Annotated in this window: 12 protein-coding genes; 3 read left to right on the top strand and 9 right to left on the bottom strand. The window is 72.8% G+C overall.

Annotated elements, in window-relative coordinates:
• Positions 1–39: 39 nt before the first annotated feature.
• The 3 genes from CHF15_RS11445 to CHF15_RS11435 are packed head-to-tail and all read right to left on the bottom strand — an operon-like array spanning position 40 to position 4,556.
• A complete protein-coding gene (locus tag CHF15_RS11445) occupies positions 40–1,113 on the bottom strand; it encodes an iron-siderophore ABC transporter substrate-binding protein (protein ID WP_089223617.1) in 1,074 nt (357 codons plus the stop codon).
• Between the two features lie 57 nt (positions 1,114–1,170).
• Complete coding sequence (locus CHF15_RS11440; protein ID WP_089223616.1) at positions 1,171–2,949, bottom strand: ABC transporter ATP-binding protein; 1,779 nt, start codon at positions 2,947–2,949, stop codon at positions 1,171–1,173.
• A complete protein-coding gene (locus CHF15_RS11435; RefSeq protein ID WP_410169631.1) occupies positions 2,946–4,556 on the bottom strand; it encodes an ABC transporter ATP-binding protein in 1,611 nt (536 codons plus the stop codon). Before CHF15_RS11435 ends, CHF15_RS11440 begins: the two co-directional genes overlap by 4 nt.
• Positions 4,557–4,846: 290 nt before the next feature.
• Here CHF15_RS11435 and CHF15_RS11430 point away from each other — a divergent pair, with 290 nt between their 5' ends.
• Together CHF15_RS11430 and CHF15_RS11425 are read left to right on the top strand one after the other, a co-directional pair.
• Entirely contained in the window at positions 4,847–5,293 is a 447-nt protein-coding gene (locus CHF15_RS11430) for a MerR family transcriptional regulator (RefSeq protein ID WP_089223614.1), read from the top strand.
• A 13-nt stretch (positions 5,294–5,306) separates the two neighbouring features.
• A complete protein-coding gene (locus tag CHF15_RS11425) occupies positions 5,307–6,356 on the top strand; it encodes an NAD-dependent epimerase/dehydratase family protein (RefSeq protein ID WP_089223613.1) in 1,050 nt (349 codons plus the stop codon).
• A gap of 14 nt (positions 6,357–6,370) precedes the next feature.
• On the opposite strand, the gene CHF15_RS11420 is transcribed toward CHF15_RS11425, so the two are convergent.
• The 6 genes from CHF15_RS11420 to CHF15_RS11395 all read right to left on the bottom strand — a co-directional run bounded on the left by CHF15_RS11420 (position 6,371) and on the right by CHF15_RS11395 (position 13,328).
• Positions 6,371–6,955: a hypothetical protein gene (locus CHF15_RS11420; RefSeq protein WP_220093281.1), complete on the bottom strand. Its 585-nt coding sequence runs from the start codon at positions 6,953–6,955 to the stop codon at positions 6,371–6,373.
• Between the two features lie 116 nt (positions 6,956–7,071).
• The gene (locus tag CHF15_RS11415; protein ID WP_089223612.1) at positions 7,072–8,106 is read right to left on the bottom strand and encodes a LacI family DNA-binding transcriptional regulator; all 1,035 of its coding nucleotides are present in this window, start codon (positions 8,104–8,106) and stop codon (positions 7,072–7,074) included.
• Positions 8,107–8,260: 154 nt separating this feature from the next.
• Positions 8,261–9,961 carry a glycoside hydrolase family 43 protein gene (locus CHF15_RS11410; RefSeq protein WP_089223611.1) on the bottom strand — a complete coding sequence of 567 codons (1,701 nt, stop codon included), beginning with the start codon at positions 9,959–9,961 and terminating at the stop codon, positions 8,261–8,263.
• 84 nt (positions 9,962–10,045) lie between these two features.
• Complete coding sequence (locus CHF15_RS11405) at positions 10,046–10,984, bottom strand: carbohydrate ABC transporter permease (RefSeq protein WP_089223610.1); 939 nt, start codon at positions 10,982–10,984, stop codon at positions 10,046–10,048.
• A gap of 28 nt (positions 10,985–11,012) precedes the next feature.
• Positions 11,013–11,987 carry a carbohydrate ABC transporter permease gene (locus CHF15_RS11400; RefSeq protein WP_089223609.1) on the bottom strand — a complete coding sequence of 325 codons (975 nt, stop codon included), beginning with the start codon at positions 11,985–11,987 and terminating at the stop codon, positions 11,013–11,015.
• 57 nt (positions 11,988–12,044) lie between these two features.
• Entirely contained in the window at positions 12,045–13,328 is a 1,284-nt protein-coding gene (locus tag CHF15_RS11395; protein WP_089223608.1) for an extracellular solute-binding protein, read from the bottom strand.
• A gap of 358 nt (positions 13,329–13,686) precedes the next feature.
• Here CHF15_RS11395 and CHF15_RS11390 point away from each other — a divergent pair, with 358 nt between their 5' ends.
• Entirely contained in the window at positions 13,687–15,255 is a 1,569-nt protein-coding gene (locus CHF15_RS11390; protein ID WP_089223607.1) for a glycoside hydrolase family 26 protein, read from the top strand.
• The last annotated feature ends 177 nt before the right edge of the window (positions 15,256–15,432 follow it).

The raw sequence follows: 15,432 nt of genomic DNA, 5'->3' as shown, positions 1-15,432 counted from the left end.
GGTGTGCGCACCCGCACACACCACCGGGCAGGCGGGCAATCAGGACGCGGGCTGCTCCACCTTCGTCGCCGGGTCGCCGTCCACCGCGGCGGCCAGCTGCGGGACGAGGCGGTCCAGGACGTAGGGGATGCTCAGCACGGTCGACAGGGAGACCGCGTTGCCGTAGTCGCCGCTCTCCTTGACGAAGACCTCGCGGCCCTCCTTCACGACCTTCAGGTCGGCGTACAGCTTGTCCTTGTGCAGCTTGGCGACGGCCCCGGTGGTGTCCGGCACGATCCACACGGCGACGCCCTGGTCGAGCAGGTCGGTGCGCTCCTTGCTGATGTTGGCGCCGAACTGGTCGCCGATCACCTTGTCCAGGTCCGCCGGGAGCTTCAGCCCGAGGTCGGACAGCAGCCGCGAACGCGCGTCCTGGCTGCCGTAGACGAAGGTGCCCTCGTACGGGGTGGCCATCACCGCGGTGGAGGCGGCGAAGTCGGGGTGCGCCTTCTTGGCCTCGGCGAACTTCGCCTCGACGCCCTCGACGAGTTTGGCGGCCTCCTCGGACCTGCCGAGCGCCTTGCCGATCGTCTCCGTCTGCTGCTGCCACGGGATGCCGTAGTCGTTGAACTCCTCGGGCTGCGCCACGACCGGGGCGAACTTCGACAGCGTGTCGTACTGCGCCTTGGTCAGGCCCGAGTACAGGGCGAGGATCAGATCGGGCTTGAGCGCGGCTATCTTCTCAACCTGCGGCCCGGTGCCGGTGTCCTTCAGGACGGTCGGCGCGGCGGCGGAGCCCAGCTTGTCCTGGGCCCAGGGGCCGACGGCGCCCTTGTAGCCGCCGATCCACTCCGTCGTGCCGACCGGGACGGTGCCGAGCGCGAGGACGGCGTCCTGGTCGGTGAGGCCCACGGTGACCACGCGCTTGGGCTCGGACTCGATCGTGGTGCTGCCGTACTTGTTGGCGATCGTGACGGGGAAGGCGCTGCTCGCCGGCGCCTTGGTAGAGCCGGAGCCCGGCTTGGCCTCGTCGGAGGGGGAGTCGGAGGAGCCGCAGGCGGCTACCGCGCCGACAAGCATCAGTACGGAGGCGAGCAGTCCGGTGATCCGGGTGGCTCTGTTGGCGCGGGGCATCGCGTGATCCTTCTGTTCGTTTCGGTTGTGGACGGGTTCGTAGGGGGCGGCGGCCGGTTACGGCCTGGGGGTGCTGCGGTGCTCCGCCCACGCCTGCCACAGGGCGGCGTACGGCCCCCCTGCGGCGCGCAGTTCGTCGTGGGTGCCGCTCTCGGCGATGCGGCCCTCCTCCATCACCACCACCCGGTCGGCGGCGGCGGCCTGGCTGAGCCGGTGCGCGACGACCAGCGCGGTACGGCCCTCCAGCGCGCGTTCGGCGGCCTCCTCCAGGCGCCCGGCGCCGGAACTGCCGGCCTCCGCGGTCGCCTCGTCGAGGACGGCGACCGGCGGGTCGGCCAGCACCAGGCGGGCGAGGGCGAGTTGCTGCGAGCGGTCCGCGGTCAGCCGGTGACCGCCGTCGCCGACGACGGTGTCCAGGCCCTCGGGCAGCGCCTGCGCCCAGCCGAGCGCGCCCACCCGTTCCAGGGCCTCGCGCAGTTCCTCGTCGGTGGCGTCCGGGCGGGCCAGGCGCAGGTCGTCGGCGAGCGGGCCGGAGAAGACGTGCACCTCCTGGGTGACCAGCGCGACCGTGCGCCCGGTCTCGGCGGGCCGGCCGCCGCCGACCTCGACCCGGCCCGACGACGGCCGGTGGATGCCGACGACGATCTTGGCGAGCGTGGTCTTGCCGGCGCCGCTGGCACCGACGAGGGCGACCTTCTCCTTGGGCCGGAGCACCAGGTCCACGTCGCTGAGCACCGGCCGCCCCGGCACGTAGGCGTGGCCGACGCCCTCCACGGTGACGGCCGGAACTCCGGGGACGTCCTGCGGCCGTGCGTCGTCCGCGGCGGCGGGCGCCGGCTCGTCGACGACCCCGACCAGCCGGGCCAGGGCGGCCGTCGCGGACTGGGCGTCGTCCAGCAGCACCAGCGCGGTGTTCACCGGGCCGAACAGACTGTGGAAGTACAGGGCCGCCGCCGTCGCCGTGCCGATCGACGCGGAACCGCCGCGCACCAGCAGGAAGCCGGTCACCAGCACGGCGGCCAGCCCGGTGTACTCGGCCACGTGGAGCCGGCTGTAGAAGCGCAGCACCAGCTGCACCCCGCGCAGCGTCAGGTCGACGGCCGCACGCGAGCGTTCGGTGACCCGTTCGGTGTGCCCGGCCTCGGCCCGGTAGGCCCGCACCGTCGCCGCGCCGCCGATCGTGTCGAGCAGCTGCTGCTGCTGGGCGCCGGTGGCGATGCGCTCCTTCGCGTACAGCGGGGTGGCGTTGCGGACGTACCAGCGCGCGGTGTGCGCCTGCAGCGGCAGCGCGAGCAGCGCCGCCAGCAGGAACCGCCAGTCCAGCACCGCGAGGGCGGCCAGCGTCAGCACGATGGACAGCCCCGACCGCACCAGTTCCGGCAGCGCGGTGCGCACCGCCTCCGCCACCCGTGACACGTCGCGCGTCACCCGGGAGTTGAGGTCGCCGGACCCGGCCCGCTCCAGCCGCTCCAGCGGCAGGGACAGCGCCCGCTCGACGAAGCGCTCGCGCAGTTCGGCGAGCACGGTCTCGCCCAGCCGCGACACCAGCGACATGCCGAAGGCCGTGGCCACGCCCTGCGCCACCGCGACCAGCACCAGCAGCACCACGGGCAGCGTGAGCGCCCCCGCCGGGCGCCGCTCGGTGACCAGGTCGACGATGTGCCCCAGCAGCGGCTGCGTCAGCAGCCCCACCGTGGTCGCCGCCACCATCACCACGGCCCCGCCCGCGGCCAGTGCCCGGTGCGGGCGCAGCAGTTCGCGCACCGCGGCGCGGGTCCGCGCGGGCGTCGCCGTGGGCAGCAGTTCGCGCGCCGGGGATCCCGATGCCGTCGTCATGCCAGTACCGCCGTCCGGTAGGTCGGGTCGCCGTGCACGAGGTCGCCGTGCGCGCCGTCGGCGGCCACCCGGCCGCCGTCGAGGAGGACGACGCGGTCGGCGACGGACAGCAGGGCCGGGCTGTTGGTGACCAGCAGCGTCGTGCGGCCGAGGCGGTGCTCACGCAGGCCGCCGGCGATGCGGGCCTCGGTGACCGCGTCGACCGCCGTGGTGGGGTCGTGGACGACGAGCACCGGGCGGTCGGCGACGAGGGCGCGGGCGAGCGCGACGCGCTGGCGCTGGCCGCCGGAGAGCGAGCGGCCGCCCTCGGTGACCTCGGTGGCGGTGCCCTGCGGCAGGGCCCGGGCGACCTCGTCGGCGCAGGCGGCGGCCAGGGCGCGGTCGGTGTCACCGGCGCCGCCCAGGTTGTCGGCGAGGGTGCCCTCGAACAGGTCGGCGTCGTGCGCCGCGACGAGGACAGCGGTGCGCAGCCGCGCGGGGTCGAGCTCCGGCAGGGGTACGCCGTCCAGTTCGACGACGCCGGCCTCCGGGTCCGCGGTGCGGCCGAGGCAGGCGAGCAGTGCCTGCGCGGCGGCCGGGTCGGTGCTGGCCACGCCGAGCAGTTCGCCGGGCCGTACGTCGAGGTCGGCCTCGCGCAGCGCGCCGAGGGTGACGCCGCGCAGCCGCAGGCCGCCCAGCACCGGTTCCGGCAGGGCGCGTTCACCGGGCAGCACGTCGGGTTCCGCGGCGAGCACGGCCGCGATGCGCCCCGCTGAGGCCCGCCCCTGGGCGAACTCGGCGTTGACCCAGGCGAAGACCTCCAGCGGGCCCAGGAGGAACAGGGCCAGGCCGACCGCCGACACGAGCTGACCCAGCGTGATGTCGCCGGCCGCGGCGAGCCGTCCGCCGATCAGCGCGACCAGGGCGATGAAGACGCCGGTGAGGGTGAGCACCACCCCGCTCTGCCAGGCCTCGGCGCGCGCCGCCCGCACCGTCGCGGCGAGCGAGGCGCGGCTGGTGCGCCGGTACCGTTCGACGGCGGCGGCCTGCGCGCCGATGCCCTTGAGCACCCGCAGTCCGGCCACCAGGTCGGCGGCGATCCCGGAGGCGTACGCGGCCCCCTCCTGCTCGGCCTCGCTGCGCCGCTCCAGGGGCTTGCTCAGCAGGTGCCCGAGCCAGAGCAGCACCGGTGTGCCGAGGAGGACGACCAGGCCGAGCGGTACGGAGATGCGCAGCAGGGCCACTGCGCTGACCAGGAGTCCGGTCAGGGCGGAGATCCCCGTCATGACCGCCATGTTGACGGCGCCGACCCGTTTGGCGTCCTCGGTGGCGATGTTCGCCAACTCGCCCGGCAGGTGGCCGCGTTCGGCGCCGCCGCCGGGGTCGAGGACCCGTCGTACGAGGGTGATCCGCAGGTCGTGCGCGGCCTGTTCGGCGGCGCGTTCGCCGGCGCGGGCGCCGAAGCGGAAGCTGAGGGAGAGCCCCACGTACACCACGGCCAGCACCGCGAGCCAGCCGAACAGCGCCCGTCCGTCGCCGTCGGAGACGGCCCGGTCGATGACGATGCCGATGATGACGGGGACGAGAGCCTCCCCGAACTGATGGCCGGCGCCGAGCACGGCGCCCACGGCGACGTCCCTCCGCCGGCCCCTGACCGTCCGCAGCAGTACATCCCGCCCTGACGGCGCCTTCGTTCCCACCCCGCGAACCCTCCGGTACCCAGCCGACGCGACCAGCACCCCATGTCTGGAGTTTAGGTAAGGCTACACTAAGTCCTTCTCGGGAGTGGGGTCCCCCGGAGGCATCCGGAGCACCGCGGCGGACGACGCGCCGGTGCCGGAGCGAAGTGACCTCGGCCACGTGCGCACCCCACGCTTGACCTCAAGCGCTTGAGGTTCCGAAGACTGAGGACGTGGCAATGACAGACGCCCCGCCGGTGTCGATCCAGGAGGTGTCGCGACGCAGCGGCCTCTCCGAGCCGACACTGCGCTACTACGAGAAGATCGGCCTCATCGGCCCGGTCCCCCGCGACGCGAGCAGCGGGCACCGCCGCTACGGCGCTGCCGCGGTGGAGAGGATCGAGGCCCTGAGCTGCCTGAAGGCGACCGGGACGAGCGTGCACGACATGCGCGCCTACCTGCGGCACCTCGACGCGGCGGCGGACGACGACCGGGCCGCGCAGTTGCGCGGGCTGTTCCGGCGCAACGCCGACCGGGTGGCGGAGGAGCTCCGCAGGACGCGGGTCCGCCTGCGCTACCTGCGGCTCAAGACCGACCTGTGGGACGCGCGGGAGCGGGGCGACGAAGAAGCGGAGCGGCGTGCCGTGGAGGAACTCACGCGCACGGTGCCCGAACTGATGGGATAGGGAGAAGAAGACCATGCACGACCACGATCCGACCCCCGGCTCCGGACCCGTCCTCGTGACCGGTGGCAGCGGCTACCTCGGCTCGCACGTCGTCGACGCGCTGCTGCGGGCCGGCCACCGGGTGCGCACCACCGTCCGGTCGCTCGACCGCGCGGACGGCGTCCGTGCGACGGCGGCCCGTGCGGGCGCCGGCCCCGGCGAACGGCTGGACGTCGTCCAGGCCGACCTGGCCTCGGACGAGGGCTGGGCGGAGGCGGTGAAGGGCAGCAAGTACGTCCTGCACGTGGCGTCGCCCTTCCCCGCCCGGCAGCCCCGCACCGAGGACGAGGTCGTCGTCCCGGCCCGGGACGGCGCGCTGCGCGTGCTGCGGGCGGCCCGTGACCACGGCGTCCGGCGCGTGGTGCTGACCTCGTCCTTCGCCGCCGTCGGCTACAGCCGCACGGGCGGCGGCGCGTACGACGAGAGCGACTGGACGGACCCCGCGGACGACCTGACCCCCTACATCAAGTCCAAGGCGGTCGCCGAGCGCGCGGCATGGGACTTCATGGCCGCCGAGGGAGGGGAACTCGAACTGGCCGTGATCAATCCGCCCGGGATCTTCGGCCCCGTGCTGGACCGGCACCTGTCCGCCTCGGTGCTCCTCGTCAAGGCGATGCTGGAAGGGGCCCTGCCGGTGGTTCCGCCGCTGTACTTCGACGTGGCCGACGTCCGTGACGTGGCGGGCGCGCAGCTGCGGGCGATGACGGAACCGGGCGCCGCGGGCGAGCGCTTCCTCATCGGCAGCGGCACGGCGACGAGTCTGCACGGGATGGCGCGCGTCCTGTCCGAGGGGCTGGGCGAGCGCGCCGCGAAGGTGCCGGCCAGGGAACTGACCCCGGAGGAGGTGCGGGAGGGCGCGCGCACCGACCCGGCGCTGCGGGAGGCGGCGAGTCAGCTGGGCAGGGTGCCCGTGCTCCGCACCGACAAGGCGCGCGCGGTGCTGGGCTGGGAGCCGCGCCCGGTGCGGACGACCGTCCTCGAGACCGCCGAGAGCCTGTTCCGGCTGGGGCTGGTCGAGGCCTGAAGGCCCCGTACGGGTCACGTCTCCCAGTGGTACCCGAGGGTGAAGTTGACCACCACGGCGAAGGTCAGGTACAGCAGCCAGGCGGCGGTCAGGAGGCGGAACAGCCCCATCACGCGTTCGGCGACGGGGACGCCGACCGACATGACGAACTTGCTCAGGTACACGGCGAAGAGCCCGACGAAGACCAGTCCGACGGGCCAGTCGTTGGCGGCGAAGAACACCGTCGCGCCGAGGGCCGACAGGACCATGTAGGCCACGCCGACACCGGCGTTGACGCGTGCGTCGTTGCCGCGGTAGCGGTCCCAGCCGAGCGCGAACCAGTGGATGCCGTACGCCGTGAAGGCCAGGGCGGCCATGTAGAGCGGCGGCTCCTTGAAGACCTCGAACCAGGTGAGGCCCACGAAGAGGATGATGCCGGCCAGGAGCTGGCAGAGGCCCGGCAGCCAGATGCCCCAGACGCCCATCGCCCGGTCGACCTTCTCGTCCCTCTTGGGCCAGCCGAACAGTTCCTGGGAGCCCCAGATCAGATAGCCGGTCGCCAGACCGAAGAAGCCGAGTGCGAGCGGTGGGTACACCGAAGGTTCAAACATCACGTCCATTAGTCCAGTATTCACCCAAATGGGTCATATTGCACATTGCACCCATAGGGCCTGACCTGCGGATTCCGCAGGCGCAAGGATGCGGTGACGGTCCGGACCCGCCACGCTACCGGCCGTCACCCTCCGTCGCGCGGCGCCGCGGTGCTGTCCCGGACGACCAGCTGCGTCGCGAGCTCCACCCTCGGCAGGTCGACCTCCTCGCCGTCGACCAGCCGCAGCAGCGTGCGTGCCGCCATCGCGGCCATCGCCTGCAGCGGCTGGCGGACGGTGGTGAGGGCGGGGGCCGTCCAGCGGGTGACGGGCACGTCGTCGAAGCCGACGACGCTGACGTCGCCGGGGACGTCCAGCCCGCGCTCGCGCAGCGCGGTGTAGGCGCCGAAGGCCTGCAGGTCGCTGGCGGCGAAGAGCGCCGTCGGCAGCGGGCGGCCGCAGCGGGCGGCCTCCTCCAGCAGGGCCGTCGTCTCGGCGTACCCCGAGGAGTCGTTGAACTCCCCGTACCGTACGGCCTCCTGCGGCACGTCGAGGCCGGCCGCCTCCATGGCGGCGCGGAACCCGTCGGCGCGGGCGCGGCTGCACAGCAGCTGCCGAGGTCCCGCGAGATGGGCGATGCGGCGATGACCGAGTCCGATGAGGTGCTCGGTCGCGGAGACGGCCCCGGCCCAGTTGGTGGCGCCGATCGTCGGGACACCGGCCTCGACGGTGCCCACCGGGTCGACGAGGACGAAGGGGACGCCGAGCGAGGTCAGTTTGGTGCGCTGCCGGAGGTTGAGGTCGGAGACGACCAGGATGGCCCCGTCGGAGCGGCGCGCCGTCAGCTGGTCGAGCCAGGCGCTGGTCGCCGCGCCGCTGCCGTGGGCCGCGGAGAGCACCATGCTGACGCCCGCGGTGCGGAGCGTCTCCTCGGCGCCGCGGATGATCTCTATGGACCACAGGCTGTCGAGCTCGTTGAGGACGAGGTCGACGATGCCGCCCCGGCGGCGGGCCCCGCGCCGCTGGTAGTGGCGCCGCGCCATGATCTGCTGGATGCGTTCGCGGGTGGCCGCGGAGACGTCGCTGCGGCCGTTGAGGACCTTGGAGACGGTGGCGGTGGAGACCCCGGCCTCGGCGGCGATGGCACCGATCGTCACCTTGGATCCCGGCTGTGTGCTCATGCGCCGTCCGTTTCCCTCGTCCTGTCCGTCGCCGCGGTGCCGCGGGCGGCGGCCGCCCGGCCCGCCCCGCCCGCCCCGGTGTTCCCGGGTAGCCTACGGCCGGACTCCCGCGGGGCGGCCCGGCGTCCACCGCCCCGCCGCCCGCCGCGTGCGGTCACGGCGCTCCGCCGTCCGTATCCGGCTGGGGATCGCCCTCGTACTCCAGGCCCGTGAAGTCCGCGCCCAGGCGGCCGCCGGTCAGGTCCTGCGCGCACACGCCCACGAAGGCGCCGGTGAAGCCCCAGCTGCTGAAGTGCCCGTCGGCGTCGCCGACCGTGGCGTACTCGTCGGAGAGCCGGCCGGCGTCGAGGGCCGGCCCGAGCGGCCGCCAGCCCCGCGCGGACTCGTCCCACCAGGCGAAGGACGCCTCGGCGCCCCGGCCGGACAGCCGCAGCCGCAACGGCCCCTCGCCGGGCACCGGAACGGGCCCGGCCGGTTCGGAGTAGCGGCCGCGGTCGCACACCGCCAGGCGCAGTACCCGTCCGTGGCCGGCGTCGGAGGTGAGGTGCGCGTAGTGCCACAGCCGGGTGTTGTAGAGGTGGACTACGCCGGCCATCTGCCGCGGTGAGTCCGGCGCGAAGGACACGGTGGCCTCGAAGCGGAACCGGGTGTGCTGCTGGCGCCGGGCGACGAGGCTCTGCCGGTGCCGGGAGGATAGCGACTCGCCGCCGCGAAGCCGCAGTCCGCCGGAGCCGTCCGCGGGGGACAGCCACGTGGGGTCGGGGTGGCGGCGCAGGGTCATCCACTCCGCTCCCGGGAAGCCGCCGTACGGTGCGGAGCGGGGCGCGGCGGTGACCTCCGCCGGGGCGGGGGGAGCGGGTACGCGCCGGGCGGGGCGGCCCGGTCCGGCGTCGCCGGTGACGCGCGGCCAGCCGTCCGCCGTCCAGCGCACGCGCTGCAGGGCGGTCTCGCGGCCGAGGACGCAGGCGCCGCGCGGGGTCAGCGGGCGGGCCGTCAGATGGGCCAGGTACCAGTCGCCGTCCGGGGTCTCGACGAGGCTGCCGTGGCCCGCCTTCTGGAGCGCGAGCCCGTCGTCGCCGTGCGAGGTGAGCATGGGGCCCGCGGGGTCGGGTGCGTAGGGGCCGGTGACCTCGCGGGAGCGGGCGACGGTGACGGCGTGCTCCCAGGAGGTGCCGCCCTCGGCGGTGACCAGGTAGTGCCAGCCGTCGCGCCGGTAGAGGTGCGGGCCCTCCGTCCGGCCGAGCGCGGTGCCGGTGAAGATCCGGTGGACCGGCCCGCGCAGGCGGCGCCCGGCCCGGTCCCACTCCTGCAGCAGGATGCCGGCGAACGGGTCGTTGCCGGGCCGGTGGTCCCATTCCAGCCAGAGCAGCCAGCTGCGGCCGCTGCCGCCGGGGCCGGTGTCGTGGAAGAGGGACGGGTCGAAGCCGTGCCCCGCCACCGGCACCGGATCCGACCACGGGCCGGTCGGCGCGGGCGCGGTGACGACGTGGTTGTGGACGTCCTTGTACGCGCCGGCCAGGCTCTTCACGTCGGAGTAGACGAGGTGGAACAGCCCGTCGGCGTACGAGAGGCAGGGCGCCCACACACCTCCGGAGTCGGGGACGCCGGTCAGGTCCAGCAGTCGTTCCTCCGTCAGGGCGCCGCCCAGCGGCTCCCAGTGCACGAGGTCGCGGGAGTGGTGGAGGGTCACTCCCGGGAGCCATTCGAAGGTGGAGGTGGCGAGGTAGTAGTCCGGGCCGACCCGCAGCAGGGAGGGGTCGGGATGGAAGCCGGTGAGCACGGGGTTGCGGATCACCGCGCGGCGGTCGTCGGGGGCCGGGACGGGATTCCCGGTCGCGGGTACGGCGGCAGTCATGCGGTTCCTCGGGACTCGGTCGGGCGGTACGGGAGCGGGGGCACGGGCGACGGGGTACGGGCGGCGGGGGCACGGGCGGCGGGCTCAGCCCTTGACGGCGCCGTCCATGACGCCCGAGACGATGCGGCGGGCCAGCACGGCGAAGAGCGCCAGCACCGGCAGGACGGAGACCACGACCCCGGCGAGCATGAGGGTGTAGTCGGTGTAGTAGCCGGCGGCCAGCTGGTTGAGGGCGATCTGCACGGTGCCGTTCTCCGGCGGCAGGGCGATCAGCGGCCAGAAGTAGTCGTTCCAGGCGAACATGAAGGTGAACATGCCGAGCACGGCGGCCGTGGAGCGCACGCCGGGCCACGCGACGTGCAGGAAGGTGCGCAGGTGCCCGGCCCCGTCGACGCGGGCGCTCTCGATGAGCTCGTCGGGGATGTTCTCCTCCATCGCCTGCCGCATCCAGAACACGCCGACGGCAGAGACCAGCGCGGGCACGATCAGCGAGCTCAGCGTGCCGTACAGGCCCATGTCGGTGACGAGCAGGTACAGCGGGATGATGCCGAGCTGGGTCGGCACCATCACCGTGGCGATCACCACGACGAGCAGGGCGTCGCGGCCCGGGAAGCGCAGCTTGGCGAAGGCGTAGCCGGCCAGGGAGGACAGCAGCACGTTGCTGGCGGCCGTGGTCCCGGCGACGGCGAAGGAGTTCCCGAGGGCCTTCCAGAAGTCGACCGTGTCGAAGACCCGTCGGATGTTGGCGACCAGGTGCCCGCCGGGCACGAGGGACGGGGTGGAGCCGCCCAGCACGGAGTTGTCTCCGTGCGAGGCGACGACGAACGTCCAGTAGAGCGGGAAGACGGAGGCGAGGACGACCGCGGCGAGCAGCGCGTAGGCCAGGGGACCGGCGCTGTCGAAGTGCCGCGGACCGGAGCCGCGCCGGCGGCGCGGACGCGGGTGACCGGGTGGTCCCCCCGCGCCGGGGAGGGCGGTAGGGGCGTCCGGGCGGGACGCGGGGGTGGTGAGGGACGGGGCCATGGACGGAGCTCCTCTCGGGGTCCGGCGGTCAGCGGCCGGAGCCGCCGCCCAGGCGGCGGGTGACGAGGAAGTTGAGGGCGGCGACGGCGGCGATGACGAGGAACAGCACACACGAGATCGCGGAGGCGTAGCCCGCGTCGTTGTTGATGAAGCCGTACTTGTAGAGCATCAGCGTGAGCGTCTGGAACTGGTGCTCGGTGCCGCCCTCGGCGTTGGCCTGCGGGTCGAACAGGAAGGGTTCGGCGAACAGCTGGAGGCCGCCGATGGTGGAGATCACCACGGTGAACAGCACCGTCGGCCGGATCGCCGGCAGGGTGATCCGGCGGAAGGTGAGCATGCGTCCGGCGCCGTCGACCAGGGCCGACTCGTACAGTTCACGCGGTACGGCCTGCATGGCGGCCAGGTAGATCAGGGCGTTGTAGCCGGTCCATCGCCACATCACCATGAAGGCGATCGCCAGGTGCGAACTCCAGGTCTCGGCGGTCCAGTCGACTGGCTCCGAGATCAGACCGAGGTGCTGCAGCGCCCAGTTGACGACGCCGAAGTCACGGCCGAAGAGCTGCGAGAAGACCAGCGCCACCGCCACCACCGACACGTACTGCGGGACGAGGACCAGTGCCCGCCAGGTGGTGCGGGCCCGCAGCCGGCGGTCCAGCAGCCAGGCCACCGCGAGGGCGAGGAGCAGCTGCGGGACCGTCGACAGCAGGAAGATGCTGAAGGTGTTGAAGGTGGCGGTGTAGAAGTCGGGATCGGCGAACAGGTCTTGGAAGTTGTCCAGTCCGGCGAAGCCGCCGTCGCCGGTCAGCCGGTCCCAGTGGTGCAGCGACACCCAGAAGGTGTACAGCAGCGGGTACAGGCCGAAGATCCCGAAAACGAGGAAGAACGGGGAGACGAAGCCGTACGGGACGAGGCGGCCGCCGCGGCGCGGCCGGGTCGTGCGGCGAGGGGGAGCGCCCGGTGTGCGGGCGGGCGCACGCCCGGCACCGGCGGCGTCGACCGCCATGGTGACCTCCTGGCTGGGTGAGTGGGCGGGTGAGTGGGGCGGGTGAGTGCGTACGAGTCAGTGCGCGAGGTTCTTCGCGGCGTCGGCGAGGGCCCTGCGCCAGGCCTCGTCCGGCGACGCCTTGCGCTGCTCGACCAGTTGCAGGGCGTTGGCGAAGGGCACGCGCACCTGCTGGTCCTTGGAGCCGCGGAAACTGGGCCGCAGGTCCTTCGCCGAGGCGGCGAAGATCTTCCCGGTGGGCGCGTCGTTGAAGTAGGCCTTGCGGGTGTCCTGGACGGCGGGGTCCGCGAGGGCGTCCGTGAGCGAGGGCAGCGAACCGGTGGGCCCCTGGAAGATCTTCTTCTCCGAGTCGGCGGAGGTGAGGAAGGCGGCCAGCTCGGCGGCCTCCTTCACGTGTTTGCCCTGCTTGGGCACGGTGAGGAAGGAGCCGCCCCAGTTGCCGCCGCCCCCGGGCACGGAGGCGATGTCCCACTTGCCCTCGGCCTCCTCGCCGGCCGCGGTCTGGATCAGCCCGGTCATCCAGGCGGGGCAGGTGATGGTGGCCATCTTCCCCTGCTTGATACCGGCGTTCCACTGCTGGCTGAACGGCACCAGGTTCGCCGACTGGCCGGCGGCGGCCGCCTTGGAGGTGTCGGAGAAGAACTTCTCGACGTCCGGGTTGGTGTCGGCGACGTAGGAGTCGGAGGTGTCGAAGAACCCGACCTCGGTCTGGTTCATCATCGCGCTGAACACATTGCCCGCGGAGTCGAACCACGCGTGGTCCTTCACTTTCGCTGTGAAGGTGTCGCCGGTCTTGAAGTAGTCCTGCCAGGTGGGCCACAGCTTGCCCACCTCGTCCCGGTCGGTGGGCAGCCCGGCCTGCGCGAACAGGTCGCGGCGGTAGCAGATCGCCAGGCCGCCGACGTCGGTGCCGTAGCCCATCACGAAGCGGCCGTCGTCGGCGGTGGCCTGCGCCCACTTGTACGGCAGGTACTCCTCCTCGCGCCGCAGCGCCCCGTACTCGGCGAGGTTGACGAACTTGTCCTTCACCTGCCGGAACTTGGGCATGTAACCCTCCTCGACGGCGACCACGTCGGCCGCGCCGCTGCCCGAGGAGAGCTGCGTGGACAGGCTGTTGTGGTGCTGGTCGAGCTGGGAGACCCGCTCCTGGACCCTGATGCCGGGGTGGGTCTTCTCGTACTGCGCGATCAGCGGCTTGTAGCCGAAGTCGCTGAAGGTGGCGACGGTGAGGGTGATCTCGCCGGAGGTGCCGGTGGAACCGGAGGAGCAGCCGGCGAGCGTGAGGAGCGTGGTCAGGCCGGCGGTTGCGGCGAGCGATCTGCGGATGAGCGAGGTGCCCATGCGGACCTCCAGGGGGCATGCGGAAGGGACGGGTGACGGCGTGGGGGAGAGGCCGACGTGGCATCCGGAGAATGACGACCGGTGGACGGTGCGGTTCGCACAACCTGCCGCCGCACGAAACTTGCTGTCAATAGTTACGTAGAAGTTTCGAGAATCCGCGATGGCGCCGTGACCTGCAACTTGCCCTGGGAGGGACGCCTGTATGAGACCACCGATCGGGTCTTGCGACCGTGGTGAAGTTTCGCTTCCGGCGTTCCGACCTGCGCACTCCTTCGAAACTTACGCGAATGATTGACGGGGAAGTTGCGGCTCTCCACCATGCCGTGCGACACATCCGCCCGGCACCGAGGAGAGTTGTATGCACGCGCTGCGAAGACGAGCCGGGGCACTGCTCGCCGGCCTCGCCGCGGTCGCCGCCCTGACCGCGTCCGGACTGGCCTCGGGCACGGCGCAGGCCGCCGTCGCCGCCCGCAACCTGCCGCCCGACGGCAAGGTCCTGGCCCTGATGGGCCAGGACAGCGACACCCTCGCCGACTACAAGCGCGACGTGCTCGACCGGACGTCGCTGGACGCCCCCGCACCCGGCGGGGTCACCCTGTACACCAACCTGGTCCTCGGCGGCAGCCCGGCGCCCCTCGCCGGCATGAACGGGCCCGTCAACTGGGGCTCGGGAACGGTCGACTTCGCCGCGACCCTGGCCCAGTACCCCCGTTCCGCCCTCGCCGTCGGCCTCTACCTCTCCGACGCCACGACCGGCTGCGGCAACCAGCCGCTGCGCGCGATCACCGGCACCGGCGACAGCGACGTCGCCTCCGGCAACCCCAGCCTGACCAGCCAGTACCGGGCCAAGGTCGACGAGATGGTCAACCGGCTCAAGGGCTACGACCGGCAGGTCTTCCTGCGCATCGGCTACGAGTTCGACGGCCCCTGGAACTGCTACAACGCGGACTTCTACAAGCGGGCCTTCGTCTACATCAAGGGCCGCATCGACGCCCTCGGCGCCACGAAGGTCGCCACCGTCTGGCAGACCGCGGCCTGGCCCCTCAACACCAGTCCCGACCACCCCGAGTGGAACTACGTGGTCACCGACCCCGCCCACTACGACGCCTGGTACCCCGGGGACCAGTACGTCGACTGGGTCGGCGTCTCCGCCTTCTACGGCACGGGCTCGGTCGGCACGCAGTGGGGCTGCAGCAGCTATGACACCTCGCCCACCGGCCTGCAGAACCGCGTCCTGGACTTCGCCCGCGGGCACGGCAAACCGGTGATGATCGCCGAGTCCTCACCGCAGGGCTACGACAACGGCGCGCACACCAAGAGCTGCATCATGCGCAAGAACCCCGTGGCCACCGGCGCGGACACCATCTGGAACGAGTGGTACCGCCCCTGGTTCGCCTGGATCACCGCCAACCGCGACGTCATCCGGGCTGCCGCCTACATCAACACCGACTGGGACGGCCAGACCCAGTGGCAGTGCGCGGACGGCGCCGCGGCCGGAGGCCCCGGCTGCTCCAACGGCTACTGGGGCGATGCCCGCATCCAGGCGGACGCGACGATCCGCGACCGTTTCCTCGCCGAGCTGCGCGGCGGGCAATGGGTGAACGGCACGGGGACGTCCGGACCGCCCCCCACGGACCCCACCGACCCGCCCCCGCAGTCCGGCTTCACCCAGGGCGTCAGCCAGGGCGCCGACCCGGTCGTCTGGTTCAAGCCCGGTGGTTTCACCGCGACCTTCGTCACCGTCCACTACCGCGTGAACGGCGGCACGCAGGCGAACCACTTCCTGACCTGGAACGCCTCGGCCGGCCGCTGGGAGCAGCCCGTCCCGCTGCGCTCCGGGGACACCCTCACCTACACCTTCGACTACCTGCCCGCCGGCCAGACCGCGCAGACCACCAGCGCCGCCTTCACCTACACCGCCTCCTGACCACCGCCCCGGCGGAAGGCGCTGTTCGCCGCCTTCCGCCGGGGCAGCTCCGGGGCAGCTCCGGGCCGGTCAAAAGACGTTGCCGAGGCTCGCCGGGTTGGAGAAGGATCTCCTGCCGGGACGCGAGAGAGCGTGACACCCGCCTGCCTCCGGACCGCTCGACCGGCCCGGGCGTAA

Source organism: Actinacidiphila glaucinigra (genome assembly GCF_900188405.1).
GTDB classification, from domain to species: domain Bacteria; phylum Actinomycetota; class Actinomycetes; order Streptomycetales; family Streptomycetaceae; genus Actinacidiphila; species Actinacidiphila glaucinigra.
This window is presented reverse-complemented; position numbering and strand designations above follow the sequence as displayed.

Excerpts from the sequence above, each read along its gene's own strand:
- CHF15_RS11425 (WP_089223613.1), top strand. The coding sequence starts at position 5,307 with ATGCACGACCACGATCCGACCCCCGGCTCCGGACCCGTCCTCGTGACC.
- CHF15_RS11395 (WP_089223608.1), bottom strand. The coding sequence starts at position 13,328 with ATGGGCACCTCGCTCATCCGCAGATCGCTCGCCGCAACCGCCGGCCTG.
- CHF15_RS11405 (WP_089223610.1), bottom strand. The coding sequence starts at position 10,984 with ATGGCCCCGTCCCTCACCACCCCCGCGTCCCGCCCGGACGCCCCTACC.
- CHF15_RS11440 (WP_089223616.1), bottom strand. The coding sequence starts at position 2,949 with ATGACGACGGCATCGGGATCCCCGGCGCGCGAACTGCTGCCCACGGCG.
- CHF15_RS11415 (WP_089223612.1), bottom strand. The coding sequence starts at position 8,106 with ATGAGCACACAGCCGGGATCCAAGGTGACGATCGGTGCCATCGCCGCC.
- CHF15_RS11445 (WP_089223617.1), bottom strand. The coding sequence starts at position 1,113 with ATGCCCCGCGCCAACAGAGCCACCCGGATCACCGGACTGCTCGCCTCC.
- CHF15_RS11420 (WP_220093281.1), bottom strand. The coding sequence starts at position 6,955 with ATGGACGTGATGTTTGAACCTTCGGTGTACCCACCGCTCGCACTCGGC.
- CHF15_RS11390 (WP_089223607.1), top strand. The coding sequence starts at position 13,687 with ATGCACGCGCTGCGAAGACGAGCCGGGGCACTGCTCGCCGGCCTCGCC.
- CHF15_RS11400 (WP_089223609.1), bottom strand. The coding sequence starts at position 11,987 with ATGGCGGTCGACGCCGCCGGTGCCGGGCGTGCGCCCGCCCGCACACCG.
- CHF15_RS11430 (WP_089223614.1), top strand. The coding sequence starts at position 4,847 with ATGACAGACGCCCCGCCGGTGTCGATCCAGGAGGTGTCGCGACGCAGC.
- CHF15_RS11410 (WP_089223611.1), bottom strand. The coding sequence starts at position 9,961 with ATGACTGCCGCCGTACCCGCGACCGGGAATCCCGTCCCGGCCCCCGAC.